Annotated in this window: 15 protein-coding genes; 2 read left to right on the top strand and 13 right to left on the bottom strand. The window is 49.4% G+C overall.

Features of this window, described 5'->3' with window-relative positions; genetic code table 11:
• Window positions 1-67: 67 nt before the first annotated feature.
• Together FA954_RS06385 and ilvA are read left to right on the top strand one after the other, a co-directional pair.
• Complete coding sequence (locus FA954_RS06385) at window positions 68-358, top strand: hypothetical protein (RefSeq protein WP_037997292.1); 291 nt, start codon at window positions 68-70, stop codon at window positions 356-358.
• 139 nt (window positions 359-497) lie between these two features.
• Complete coding sequence (ilvA, locus tag FA954_RS06380; protein ID WP_121874238.1) at window positions 498-1769, top strand: threonine ammonia-lyase IlvA; 1272 nt, start codon at window positions 498-500, stop codon at window positions 1767-1769.
• 56 nt (window positions 1770-1825) lie between these two features.
• On the opposite strand, the gene FA954_RS06375 is transcribed toward ilvA, so the two are convergent.
• From FA954_RS06375 to smc, 13 genes are all read right to left on the bottom strand, one after another.
• The gene (locus tag FA954_RS06375; protein WP_121874237.1) at window positions 1826-2185 is read right to left on the bottom strand and encodes a YraN family protein; all 360 of its coding nucleotides are present in this window, start codon (window positions 2183-2185) and stop codon (window positions 1826-1828) included.
• Window positions 2182-2988 carry a ribonuclease HII gene (locus FA954_RS06370; protein ID WP_121874236.1) on the bottom strand — a complete coding sequence of 269 codons (807 nt, stop codon included), beginning with the start codon at window positions 2986-2988 and terminating at the stop codon, window positions 2182-2184. Before FA954_RS06370 ends, FA954_RS06375 begins: the two co-directional genes overlap by 4 nt.
• Entirely contained in the window at window positions 2963-3859 is an 897-nt protein-coding gene (gene ylqF / locus FA954_RS06365; RefSeq protein WP_138614925.1) for a ribosome biogenesis GTPase YlqF, read from the bottom strand. The genes FA954_RS06370 and ylqF overlap by 26 nt, the downstream gene beginning before the upstream one ends.
• 102 nt (window positions 3860-3961) lie before the next feature.
• Window positions 3962-4510, bottom strand: coding sequence for a signal peptidase I (lepB, locus tag FA954_RS06360; protein WP_062843177.1), 549 nt, complete (start codon window positions 4508-4510; stop codon window positions 3962-3964).
• 71 nt (window positions 4511-4581) lie between these two features.
• On the bottom strand, window positions 4582-4932 hold the full coding sequence (gene rplS, locus FA954_RS06355; protein WP_037997320.1) for a 50S ribosomal protein L19: 351 nt from the start codon (window positions 4930-4932) through the stop codon (window positions 4582-4584).
• A gap of 102 nt (window positions 4933-5034) precedes the next feature.
• Window positions 5035-5760, bottom strand: a complete 726-nt coding sequence (gene trmD / locus FA954_RS06350; protein WP_082240754.1) for a tRNA (guanosine(37)-N1)-methyltransferase TrmD — start codon at window positions 5758-5760, stop codon at window positions 5035-5037.
• Window positions 5761-5771: 11 nt separating this feature from the next.
• Window positions 5772-6305 (bottom strand): ribosome maturation factor RimM, encoded by a 534-nt coding sequence (rimM, locus tag FA954_RS06345; RefSeq protein ID WP_037997305.1) that lies wholly within the window; start codon window positions 6303-6305, stop codon window positions 5772-5774.
• A complete protein-coding gene (locus FA954_RS06340; protein ID WP_037997324.1) occupies window positions 6281-6514 on the bottom strand; it encodes a KH domain-containing protein in 234 nt (77 codons plus the stop codon). The genes rimM and FA954_RS06340 overlap by 25 nt, the downstream gene beginning before the upstream one ends.
• A 41-nt stretch (window positions 6515-6555) precedes the next feature.
• Window positions 6556-6828, bottom strand: a complete 273-nt coding sequence (gene rpsP / locus FA954_RS06335) for a 30S ribosomal protein S16 (RefSeq protein ID WP_037997307.1) — start codon at window positions 6826-6828, stop codon at window positions 6556-6558.
• Between the two features lie 39 nt (window positions 6829-6867).
• Window positions 6868-8217 carry a signal recognition particle protein gene (gene ffh, locus FA954_RS06330; protein ID WP_062843176.1) on the bottom strand — a complete coding sequence of 450 codons (1350 nt, stop codon included), beginning with the start codon at window positions 8215-8217 and terminating at the stop codon, window positions 6868-6870.
• 25 nt (window positions 8218-8242) lie between these two features.
• Window positions 8243-8575 (bottom strand): YlxM family DNA-binding protein, encoded by a 333-nt coding sequence (gene ylxM / locus FA954_RS06325; RefSeq protein WP_037995188.1) that lies wholly within the window; start codon window positions 8573-8575, stop codon window positions 8243-8245.
• A 106-nt stretch (window positions 8576-8681) separates the two neighbouring features.
• A complete protein-coding gene (ftsY, locus tag FA954_RS06320; protein WP_121874234.1) occupies window positions 8682-9674 on the bottom strand; it encodes a signal recognition particle-docking protein FtsY in 993 nt (330 codons plus the stop codon).
• Window positions 9675-9696: 22 nt separating this feature from the next.
• Window positions 9697-13287: a chromosome segregation protein SMC gene (gene smc / locus FA954_RS06315; RefSeq protein ID WP_037994832.1), complete on the bottom strand. Its 3591-nt coding sequence runs from the start codon at window positions 13285-13287 to the stop codon at window positions 9697-9699.
• Window positions 13288-13325 lie beyond the last annotated feature (38 nt).

Genomic DNA, 13325 nt, shown 5'->3' with positions numbered 1-13325 from the left:
TTTTCTGTTTTTTCATAACTTAATAGAGGATCCGAAGGATCCAAATTCCAACAAGGAGGAAGAGATGATGAGCCATTCATGTTCATGCCATCACCGGAGAAGGCGGGTTGTACTGGATCCGGAGAAAAGAAAAAGAAAATTTGTCCATTTAAGACGCGGGCAATCCGTCCTGATCAAATGCTGCCACCATGCACACCATACCAAAACTTGTGTTTTGGAACGGGGAGAAGCCGTCAAAGTTCATTGTGGACACAGCAAAGCGGTGGTCACCTGCGGGCACCCGGATCGATGCCGGAAAGTCCACCGTCTTTGTCTGAAACCGGGTGAAGCCGTTCTGCTTCGTTGCAAACATTGTTAACCGGTGGAAAGCGCCGCATCATCGGCGCTTTTTCTTTTTTCTGTCCTCCTCTTTAAAATTTTCGTTTAATATTCCCAAAAATGAGAGGATTGTGCTAAAATACTTCATTAAATACTTCTTAGCCAAAGGATGAGTTGAGATGAGCAAAGTGTTGGATCTGAGAACCGAACGGGTCAAAGTGGAGGACATCCTCATTGCCAATCAGCGGCTCAAAGAAGTTTGCAGGCATACTCCTTTGGAGCACAATCCCCTTTTGTCCGACAAATACGGCTGTCAAATCCATTTGAAACGGGAAGATTTGCAAGTGGTCCGTTCCTTTAAAATCCGCGGGGCTTATCACACCATCATCAGCCTCCCGGAGGAAGAACGGCAACAAGGGGTGGTTTGCGCGAGTGCAGGAAACCATGCCCAGGGGGTTTCCTATTCATGCAATCATTTAAAAATTCCCGGCAAAATTTTCATGCCGACCACCACACCGAGGCAAAAGATCAATCAAGTCAAACATTACGGTGGCAAATTTGTAGAAGTGGTTTTGACCGGGGACACCTTTGATGACGCTTATCATCAAGCCGTGGCTTATGCCAAAAAACATCACATGTCTTTTATCCATCCGTTTGACGATTACCGCACCATTGTCGGGCAGGGAACCATCGGGATCGAAATCCTGAATGACCTGAACCAACCCCCGGATTATGTTTTTGTCGCCATCGGCGGCGGAGGACTGGCTGCCGGGATCAGTTCTTACATAAAAAGCGTTTATCCCCAAACCAAGGTGATCGGTGTGGAACCTGCCGGGGCCCCGGGGATGAAAACGTCTTTTGAGAACGGAAAAGTTACTGAATTAAAAGAAATCGACCCTTTTGTGGACGGAGCGGCAGTGAAACATGTCGGCGAGCTCACTTTTCAAATTTGCCGGGAAAATATCGATGAGGTGGTTTTGGTTCCGGAAGGAAAAATTTGCACCACCATCTTGAACTTATACAATCAGAATGCCATCATTGCGGAACCGGCCGGGGCATTGGCCATATCCGCCCTGGATTTTTACCGGGAAGCCATTCGCGGAAAAAATGTCGTCTGCATCATGAGCGGCGGCAATAATGATATCGACCGGATGCAAGAAATCAAGGAACGTTCTCTCATTTACGAGGGGTTAAAACATTATTTCATTATCAACTTCCCCCAACGGGCCGGCGCTTTGCGCGAGTTTTTGGATGATGTCCTCGGCGAAAATGATGATATCACCCGCTTTGAATATACCAAGAAAAACAACAAAGACAACGGGCCGGCACTGGTGGGAATCGAACTGAAATACCGGGAGGATTATCCTTCACTCATTGAGCGGATGAAAAAGAAAGGGTTCCCGTTTATCGAAATCAACAACGATCCGCGCCTGTTCCATCTGTTAATCTGACTCTTTGTTTGACAAAAACCACCGCTTTCACCGTGAAAAGTGGTGGTTTTCATTATTTAAAAAGCGCCTTCGATATGATTCAGTTGCGGATTTTCTTCATCCCACAATACGGAAATGACATCGAAACGAAGCGGCAAATGGTGCAGACGGTGCCGGCTCACATACAGCACCGCCAAACGTCGCAGTTTTTGTTGTTTTCGGAAACCGACCGACTCAAGACCGTAACCAAATTTGGCACTCCGGGTCGTCCGGACTTCCACAATCACCAGTTGCCCGTCTTTCATCGCAATGATATCCAGTTCTCCCATCCGGGTTGCCCAATTCCGGTCCCAGATGATATACCCTTTTTCCGACAGAAACCGGGCCGCCAGCTCTTCCCCAAGCCGGCCGACCTGTTTTCTTTTGTCTTTTCTCATCGTGATTCTCCTTGCAACAAAAGACGGGCGGTGTTTTTCATACACGAGCGGACCGGCGCAAAGCTTTTCCGGTGAATGGGTGAAGGGCCGAACGCTTCAAGCGCCTTGAGATGTTCCGGCGTTCCATATCCCATATGATGGTCAAACCCGTATTCTGGATACTTTTCGGCCATTTGCATCATCCACTCATCACGAACCGTTTTGGCAATGACGGATGCAGCAGCAATCGAATGGCTTTTGGCATCTCCTTTGATGATCGCTTGTTGCGGGATGCCGAGATCCGGAATGGTCACCGCGTCAGCCAACACCATGTCCGGTTTCACCGGCAATTGTTCGATGGCTTTTCGCATCGCATGGTACGTGGCTTGCAAAATATTGTGCCGGTCAATATAAAGCTCATCCGCCATTCCCACACCAATGGCAATCGCTTCGGACTCAATGCGCTCCTTCAGGCGTTGCCGGTTTTGCGGTGTCATTTGTTTGGAATCATTTAACCCCTCCACGGGAAACGATTCCGGCAGGATCACCGCCGCCGCCACCACGGGACCGGCCAAAGGCCCCCGTCCGGCTTCATCCACCCCCGCAATCATCCGGATTCCTTGTTGGCGATATTTCTTTTCGTAATGCCACATTTGTTCCAAGCGTTCTTCTTCTTTTTTTCTTCGTTCCTGTTTTCTGATATATTGGGCCGCCAATTTTTGCACACCCGCCCGCGAATCGTTTTGAAGTTCCGCCAATTCCTGCGGGCTCAGCCTCTCTTTCTTCTCCAACCATTTCTTAATTTCCGCGATCGTCCCCTGCATTTCCCATCTCCTCTTTTCCGATCCAATCCTCCGGAAATTCAAAAGAAATCCGCCCCAAACGACCGACTCTCAACTCATGCAACAAAAGCTCAGCCACTTTTTCATAATCAATCTCTCCGCCCCGCAACAAACACCCCCGTTTTTTCCCAATCTCCTCCATCAACGTGACTCCGTCTTGTTCCGTTTGCTCCAGTTTGTACCGTTTTTTCAAACGATCCGGATACCGGTCTTTTAAATAATTTAATACATACAAAGCCACTTCATCGATCGGCAAAATCGTTTCTTTGATGGCGCCGCTTGCCGCCAGACGCAAGCCGGTGACGGGATCGTCAAATTTGGGCCACAAAATCCCGGGGGTGTCCAACAGTTCCATGGTTTTTCCGACCCGGATCCACTGCTGTGCTTTGGTCACCCCGGGCCGGTCACCGGTTTCGGCAACGGAACGTTTGGCCAGGCGGTTGATCAACGAAGATTTTCCCACATTGGGAATTCCGGTCACCATCGCTCGAAATTTGCGGGACTGAATCCCTTTTTTCTCTCTTTGTTGGAACAGCGGGGCCAGGATTTTTTCACACGCCGGAATAATCTGTTGGACCCCTTTCCCTGTTTGTGCATCAACCGGAAGCACCGGCATCCGACGGGCTTGAAAATATTTCATCCAAGCCTGATTCGCCTGTTCATCCGCCAAATCGCATTTGGTCAATAAAATGAGACGGGGCTTGTCTTTCAGAATTTCATCCATCATGGGATTTCGACTGGATAACGGCAAACGCGCATCCAACAATTCAAACACGATGTCGACCAACTTCAGTTTCTCTTCAACCTGCCGGCGCGCCTTTGCCATATGTCCCGGGAACCACTGAATGGTCATATGTACGTCACACCTCTTCTATCCTGTTGCCAACAGGGGGATTTTTCCAATCGGTGTCAAATGGAAAAGGAGCTTTCAAAAAGGCTCCTTCAATTGAAAAAATCACAACCATTTCATTTCAAAAACGGGCCAATAAATAAATTCCGCCCTTCCCACCAGTTGAGACATCGAAACCGCTCCGATCACCCGGCTGTCCGTGCTGTTCAACCGGTTATCCCCCAGAACAAAAACCTTGCCTTGCGGCACTTGCACCTCATCAAAATCCATGGTGCGCATATGGTCGGAAAGATAAGGTTCATCCACGATCTTCCCGTTGATCAGAATTTTATTGTTTTTGGCTTCGACCGTCTCCCCCGGCAAGGCGATTACCCGTTTGATGAAATCTTTGTCTTTACTTTCGTGAAAAACAACGATTTCTCCTCGTTCAGGCTCTCTCATTTTGTAAATCAACTTATTGACCAAAACCAGATCTCCGGTATACATCGTTTCTTCCATCGACGGACCGGATACGGCAAAAGGTTCAAAAACAAAGATACGAATCAACACCGCCAAAAGAACGGCGATCAGAAATGCACGAACCCAATCCAGCACTTTTCCGCCTTTCCCGTATTCCTGATTGTTTTTCTCTGTACGAGGGACATATGAGGTCATTGGATTTCCCCCAATTGGCTCGTCAATGTGAGAAAAGGGCTTGATCCTCAAGCCCTTTTTCTTCTGTCTTATTATTTTTGATGAAGTTCTTTAATACGAGCGGCTTTTCCGCGGCGTTCACGCAAGTAGAACAATTTGGCGCGACGAACTTTACCACGGCGAACCACTTCGATTTTTTCAATGCGCGGTGAATGTAACGGGAAGGTACGTTCCACACCGATCCCGTAAGAAATTTTGCGAACGGTGAATGTTTCGGAAATGCCTCCGCCGCGACGTTGAATCACAACGCCTTCAAACACCTGAATCCGTTCCCGTTGTCCTTCTTTAACGCGCACGTGAACACGGAGGGTGTCCCCTGCACGGAATTGAGGAATATCTTTACGAAGTTGTTCTTCGGTAATTTCACGAATGATTGGACGCATCTCATCCAAACCTCCTTTCATCAGTCTCTCCGTCCAATGCCGTCGAACGACCAGAACGGGGATATTTTACCACAGCCACTAATTGAATACAATTTCGCCATCCTAATCCGACAGCTTTTTTAAAAAGCGGCGATCCTCTTCGGTTAATGGGACTTTTTCCAGAAGATCGGGCCTTCTTTGCCAAGTCCGAAGCAATGACTGCTCACGCCGCCATTTTTCAATCTTGGCATGATGCCCGGACAACAGCACCTCAGGCACTTTGAGACCGCGGAAATCCGCCGGCCTCGTGTATTGGGGATACTCCAGCAACCCGGTGGAAAAAGAATCGGTCACCGCTGAAGTTTCATTCCCCAGTACTCCGGGAACCAGACGACTGATGCTGTCAATTAAAATCATCGCCGGTAATTCTCCGCCGGTCAGAACATAATCGCCGATGGAAATTTCCTTGGTGGCCAGATGCTCCCGGATTCGCTCGTCAAATCCTTCATAGTGACCGCAAAGGATAATCAACCGGGAGTGCTGTGCCAATTCCTCGGCCTTTTTTTGCGTGTAGGTTTCACCTTGCGGTGACATCAACAGGATGGGGGGACGTGGTGAGCCTTGTGTCAGATCATCGACGGCACGAAACAGCGGTTCCGGTTTTAAGACCATGCCGCCGCCGCCACCATACGGCGTGTCATCCACCGTACGATGCCGGTCTGTTGCATATTCACGAAAATTGACCAGATTCGCTGAGATCAAACCTTTTTCACGAGCCCTAGCAATCATGCTGGTTTGCATAAAGCCTTCAAACATCTCGGGAAAAAGGGTGAGAACATCGAAATGAATGTGTGCCAAGGTTACGCCAGTCCTTCCATCCACTCAATCGTGATGCGTTTTTCCTTGAGATCGACATCTTTGACAATCTCGGAAATATAAGGAATCAAAATGTCTTTTTTCTGATCGGCCGGCTGAATCACCCAAACATCATTGGCCGGAAGCGGCAAGATTTCTTTGACCCGGCCCAGTTCTTGTCCATCGGTCGTGACAGCCGTCAGGCCGACAATCTGGTGGAAATAATATTCTCCACTTTCTTCATCGACAGGCACCTGATCTTCTTTATGGACCACCAATCGTCCTCCTTTGAAAGGTTCGGCTTGGTTGATATTGTCCCATTCGCGGAACTTGACCAAATAAACGGATTGATGGATGCGGTTTTTTTCCACCGTCAGCACCATCGGTTCCTCTTCTTGCGGAGGAAGGAGGATCAGCCGGCTGCCGGGTGCAAAACGGACTTCTGGAAAATCCGTGTTGGATTGGACACGAACTTCCCCGCGAATGCCATGTGTTCCGACAATCCGGCCCACATTTAAGTATTCATGATTTCCACCCATACCCGTTTCTTCTCCTTCCAGGCAGCAGCTTTGGCCACGGAACGGATCGCCTGCACAACCCGTCCCTGTTTGCCGATAACCTTTCCCAAATCCTCTTTGGTGACGGACAATCGGTAGATGATGACATCATCTTTCTCCACTTCATCCACCCGGATTTCTTCCGGATGGTCGACCAGTGGCGCCGCCATGTATTCAATCAGTTCTTTCAGTTCTTTCATCTTGGTCCTCCTGTCGGATCAAGACCATTTCATTATTTGCCATGTTTTTGTTCGTGAACTTTTTTCAGAATCCCTTCTCTTTTGAACAGGTTGCGAACCGTGTCGGAAGGTTGCGCACCTTTGGCCAACCAAGAGAGGGCTTTTTCTTCGTCGATTTTCACTGTGGCCGGTTCCGTGATCGGATTGTAGTATCCGATTTCGTCAATGGAACGTCCGTCACGGGGAGCGCGGGAATCAGCCACGACCACACGATAAAATGGTGCTTTTTTGGCTCCCATTCTTCTCAAACGAATTTTCACTGCCATCACTTTTCACCTCCTCATCAAAGTCAAGAATGATGTTTATCACATAAAGGGGAAAGGAAAACCTCTGCGTTTTCTCTTCTTCCCGCCTTTTGCCATTTGGGAGAATTGCTTCATCATTTTCTTCATGTCATTAAATTGCTTCAACAGGCGATTCACATCTTGCACCGTGGTACCGCTGCCTTGTGCAATCCTTTTGCGCCGGCTGGCATTGATGATTTCCGGATGGGATTTTTCCTGTGGCGTCATGGAACGGATGATCGCTTCGACTTTCACCAGCTGTTTTTCATCCACTTGAACGTTTTTCAAACCTTTCATCGCCCCCGCTCCCGGCAACATGGAAAGCATGTCCTCGAGCGGGCCCATCTTGCGCACTTGTTGCAATTGATCCAAAAAATCATCAAAAGTAAAAGACAAGGTGCGCATTTTCCGTTCCATCTCTTTGGCTTTTTCCTCATCCACCGCAGACTGGGCTTTTTCGATCAACGTCAGCACGTCGCCCATTCCCAAAATGCGGGATGCCATCCGGTCCGGGAAGAACGGTTCAAGCGAATCCGTTTTTTCCCCCGTTCCGACAAATTTGATCGGGCAATCGGTCACCGCTTTGACGGATAAAGCCGCTCCTCCGCGGGTGTCGCCATCCAGCTTCGTCAGAACCACACCCGTCAGCCCCAGTTGCTGATGAAAGTGTTCTGCCACATTGACCGCATCCTGCCCGGTCATCGCATCCACCACAAGCAGGATTTCATGCGGCGAAATTTTTTCGCGGATCTGCCTCAACTCGTCCATCATCTCATCATCGATGTGCAGGCGCCCCGCCGTATCGATGATGACATAATCAAAGCCTTCTTCTTTGGCCTTTTGGACGCCTTTCTCCGCGATCACCACGGGGCTTTCTTGATCTCCCATGGAGAAAACGGGCGTGTCCAAACTTTCCCCCAACACTTCCAATTGTCTGATCGCCGCCGGCCGGTAAACGTCTCCCGCCACCAAGAGGGCACGGCGATTCTGCTTTTTGAGATAGCGGGCCAATTTGCCAGAAGTGGTCGTTTTACCGGCACCCTGCAATCCAACCATCATGATGATCGTCGGTGACTTCTGGGCTTGATGCAGTTTGCTTTGTTCTCCCCCCATCAGCCGGGTCAACTCTTCATTCACCACTTTGATCACTTGCTGGCCGGGGGTTAAACTTTTCATCACTTCTTGTCCGACCGCCCGCTCTTTCACACGGTCGATGAACTGTTTCACGACTTTGAAGTTCACATCCGCTTCGAGCAATGCCAAGCGGACTTCCCGCATCGCTTCTTTTACATCCGCTTCAGTCACTTTCCCCTTGCCACGCAACTTCCGCATGACGGATTGCAGTCTTTCCGATAAACCTTCAAACGCCATGATGGCCCCCTCCTCACATGGCTGATTAATCGAGCTTCTCCAACTCCCGGATCAACGGCCCGATTGCTTTGGCTGCTTCTGGCATTTGATCTAACCGGCTCTTGATCGTTTCGATCAATTGTTGCCGTTTCAGGTGACTTTTCACCAATCCCAAACTTTTTTCCAAATCAAGCATGGTGGATTGGGCTCGCTTAATCGCCTCATAGACTGCCTGTCGGGAGACTCCCTGATGCTCAGCGATTTCACCCAATGACCAGTCTTCCACATAATATAGTTCAAGCAACGAACGTTGTTTTTCCGTCAACAACGTGCCGTAAAAATCATAAAGCAAATTCATTTGGGTAGTTTGATCCAACACGGGAGTGATCCCCCCAAACGCCGTCAAGGCAATAACCTTTACGGTTGTATAATATATCGGAGACCCAAAGCGATGTCAAGGATTTTTCCTTGCAAGAGAAAATTTTTCAGCCTTCGGAAGCTTCCTCTTCCATCATGTCCTGCAGCAAGGCGTGCAAAAATTGTTCAGAATCAAATTCCTGCAAGTCATCCGCCTGTTCCCCCAGCCCGACCAATTTCACGGGCAATCCCAGCTCATGGTCAATGGCAATCACGATTCCGCCTTTGGCCGTGCCGTCCAGTTTGGTCAGGACGATTCCGGAAACATTGACGGCTTGCCGGAATTGTTTCGCTTGTACCAATGCATTTTGTCCGGTGGTGGCATCCAGCACCAATAAAACCTCATGCGGCGCTCCGGGCACCTCCCGGGTCACCACGCGGTGAACTTTTTTCAACTCTTCCATCAAATTCACTTTGTTTTGCAGCCGGCCGGCCGTATCACAAAGCAATACATCCGCTTTGCGGGACTTGGCCGCCTGAATGCCGTCATAAATGACCGCCGCCGGATCGGAACCGGCTTGATGTTTGATCACATCCACCCCGGCACGTCGGCCCCAGGTTTCCAGTTGTTCAATGGCCCCGGCGCGAAAGGTGTCTCCCGCGGCCAACACCACTTTCTTCCCTTCATTCTTAAGCCGGTGTGCCAGTTTTCCGATCGTGGTGGTTTTTCCGACACCGTTGACTCCCACGAACAAAAAGACCGTCAGGCCGTCTTCATTAAACCGCAATCCCTGTTCCTCTTCATCCTTCGTGAGAATCTCGGCGATCAATTCCGACAACAGCGGTTTTAATTCCACGGGGTCTTTGATTTTCCGCTCTTTCACCTCATCGCGCAGACGCTCCACCAAGTACATCGTGGTTTGGACCCCCACATCGGCGCCAATGAGAATTTCCTCCAATTCTTCATACAAATCCTCGTCAATTTTGCTGCGTCCGCTGAACAGGTTGGAGATGGCCCCGACAAATTGATCCCTGCTCGTGCTCAATCCGGTCACAAACTTCTGGGTGACCGTCTCCGTTTTTTTGGACACGCGATCCTTTAATTTCCGGAAAAAACTCATACTGTTCCTCCCATCTCTTGCATTATTCCTTTGTGGCGGCAACTTCCACTTTATCATCATACTCTTCCAGCTTCACCGATACCAGTTTGGATACGCCCGATTCCTGCATGGTAATTCCATACAACACATCGGCACCTTCCATGGTATGTTTACGATGGGTGATAATAATAAACTGCGTTTCCCCCGAAAATTCCTGCATATATTGCGTGTATCTCGTCAGATTGGCTTCATCCAAAGCCGCGTCCACCTCATCCAGCACACAAAACGGAACCGGCTTGATCCGGAGCACCGCAAACAAAAGTGCCAACGCCGCAAGGGCTCTTTCCCCGCCGGAGAGCAGATTCAGGTTTTGCAATTTTTTTCCGGGTGGCTGTGCAATAATGTCAATGCCGGTCTCCAAGAGATTGTCCGGCTCGCTGAGTTTCAAATCGGCCCGGCCGCCGCCAAACATTTTCACAAACACATCTTGAAACTCGATGCGGATCAGTTCAAAACTTTCTTCAAACCGCCGGCCCATTTCTTCAACCAATTGATGGATAATCTCAAAAAGTTTTTCTTTGGCTTCCAGCAAGTCGGTTTCTTGCGATTTCAGAAAGTCGTAACGTTCTTTCAACCGTTCATACTCTTCAATCGCTCCCAGGTTGACATCGCCGAGGGCGGCGATTTTTCCTTTCAGTGAACGGACTTCCTTTTCCGCCTGTTTGGGTTCTTCCGGGACGGGATACTGTTGCTTGGCCCGTTCGAAACTGATCTCATATTCTTCCGCCAACTTGTTCAACAGGTGATTCAATTCCACATCCAGGCGGTTGCCGCGCACTTCCAATTCATGCAAATCTTGCTCCTGTTGCCGGTGCGACTGTTGCATCTGTCTGACTTCTTTTTCCTGGCTCTCCCGCATGAGCAACATCTGTTCACGCCGCTTGCGGATTTCATTCAATTGCATCTGGACTTGCTCTTTGTTTTCTTTGAGATGCCGGATGGTTTCTTCCAACCGGTCCATTTGAACCTGGTTATTCTCCTGATGGTCTTCGAGCGCCTCCAGTTCCCCGGCGGCCGCTTCTTTTTGACCGGTGACCCGCTTGATTTCTTTCCGCGTGCGATGCAAGTTTTGTTCCAAGTTTGTGATCTCCTGGCTGACTTGGGCCACTTGAATGCGCAATTCCGTAATTTTTTCGCTGACTTCCTCCCGGGTGTGGGCCTGCTCTTTTGCTTTTTCCTGCGACTCTTTCAGCAGTTGTTCAAGAGCTTCCTGCTCTTTTTGCAACGCGGCGATTTCCCGGTCGATGTTTTCCAACTGCGCACGGTAAGCTTCTTTTTGCTTTTGCACCTGCCCGATCTCTGCCAGGATTTCTTCTTTTTTCTGCACCACATTTTGCCGGGCCAAAGACCATTCGCGTTCTCGGCTGCGCAGCTCCTGTTCTCTCAGCCTCCGCTCTTCTCCTTGTTTGCGGACCTGTTCCCACTTGTCTTCCAATTCCTGCTTGCGGCGGTTGATCTCATCCAAGGTCTGCTGTACTTGGCGCACCTTTGTTTCGGCATCTTTCAAACGGGTTTCCAATTCTTCCAATTGGCGGTTTCGGCCCAGAAGATTGGTTTTGCTTTGTTTGCGGCTTCCTCCCGTCATCGATCCCCCGGGATTGACAACGTCTCCATCCAGGGTCACCACCCGGTAGCGGTAAGATAAAATCCGCGCCAGTTGATTGGCCTGTTCCAGGGTCCGTGTCACAACCACTCTGCCCAACAAATAAGAAAACAATGCTTGGTAACGCGGATCATACTGAATCAAGTCGGACCCGACGCCCACAAAACCGTCCACCCGGCGGCAACTGTCCAATTCCCATGACTCCATGTTCCGTGGCTTGATGACAGAAAGCGGCAAAAAAGTGGCCCGTCCCAATCTTCTTTCTTTTAAATACCGGATTCCGCCGCGTCCGGTGGCTTCATCTTCCACGACGATATGTTGCAATGCACTTCCCAAAGCGGTTTCCAGCGCCGCCTCATATTCTTCCGGCACCTGAAGGAGTTCGGCCACCGCCCCGTGAACCCCCTTCAAAGAAGGAACGCCCCGGTCACGGGCACGCAAAACTTCTTTCACCCCTTGCATAAACCCTTGATGCTCCGCTTCCACTTCCCTCATCCATTCCAACTGGGAGCGGAGGCGGTTAAACACCTGCTCGGCCTGGCGCAATTCCCCCGTCCATTTTTTCTCTTCTTCTTCCAACCGTTCGCGTTCTTCCGCAAGGGTGCGCACTTCATCCGCCGCCTGTTTCAATGCCTGCTCCACTTCATGGATTGAAGCGGCCAATTGTTCCGATTGCTTTTCGTGTTCTTCTTCCTCTTTCTCCAATTGCTTTTTCGTCTCACCGAGCGACCGGGCCCGTTCTTTTAACTGTTTGAGGTGATCTTTCGTATATTGCTTTTCACTGGAAAGAGCCACCAATTTTTTCTCATGGGCCTGCCACTTCTCATTTAATGATTGCAGTTGCTCGCCCTCATCACCGGTGACTCCCGTCAGTCGCAATTTAAATACCGCAAGCTCTTTTTCCTTTTCCTTTAATTCTTGTTTTTTCCGCTCCAGTTCCCCGGCTGCCTGCTCTTCTTCGCTTTTCAACCGCTTTAATTCTTCCTTCAACAGGGAAATCCGTTCAATTAATTGTTGTCTGTTTTCTTTGCGGTTTTTCACCCGCTCCAATTGCACTTCTTTTTGTCCTTCCGCTTTTTCCAGCTCTTCGCTGATGGTGATCAAACGGGTTTGGACCTGTTCCCATTGGGTCTCCACTTCGTGCAGTGTTTGTTTTAATTCTTCCAAAGCGGTTTCTTTTTTTGTGATTTCGGCCGCCAGTGAAACCTGTGTATTTTTCAATTTTTTCGCTTGCGTCGTCACTTTTTCCCATTCATCGTGCAACGATTCAATTTTATGTACATATAAGCCGATCTCCACATTTTTCAAGGTTTCTTTCAATTCTTTAAATCTTTGGGCTTTATCGGCCTGTTCTTTTAAAGGCTCCACCTGGCTTTCAATTTCATGGATCAGATCATGGATGCGCGCCAGGTTTTGTTCGGTGTCCTCCAGTTTTTTTTCGGCTTCTTTTTTCCTCGTTTTGTATTTGACAATCCCGGCCGCCTCTTCAAAAATAATGCGGCGGTCTTCGGATTTTGAGCTTAAAATTTCATCAATCTTGCCTTGCCCAATCATGGAGTAGGCATCTTTCCCGATTCCGGTGTCCATGAACAGCTCATGAATGTCTTTCAACCGGCAGGGTTGTTTATTCAAGAGATACTCGCTTTCCCCTGAACGGTAAACCCTCCGGGTGATAGTCACTTCGGAATAATCCAGGGGCAGGCGGTGATCCGAATTATCAAACGTCATCGAGACTTCACAAAAACCGACCGGTTTCCGGGTGTCACTGCCGGCAAAAATCACATCCTGCATTTTATTGCCGCGCAGGGATTTGGCGCTTTGTTCCCCCAGTACCCAGCGGATGCTGTCGGTCACATTGCTTTTTCCGCTGCCGTTCGGCCCGACCACGGCGGTGATCCCGGGAACAAATTCCAATTCCGTCCGGTCGGCAAAGGATTTAAAACCATTCATCTCCAGTCGTTTTAAATACACAAACAGCCCTCCTCTCCCCAAAAAATAATGCTCTTCTC

The organism is Thermoactinomyces vulgaris (assembly GCF_005886755.1).
In the GTDB taxonomy this organism is placed as follows: Bacteria; Bacillota; Bacilli; order Thermoactinomycetales; family Thermoactinomycetaceae; genus Thermoactinomyces; species Thermoactinomyces vulgaris.
Note: the sequence above shows the minus strand (reverse complement) of the source record. Positions and strands in the feature narration are given on the sequence as shown.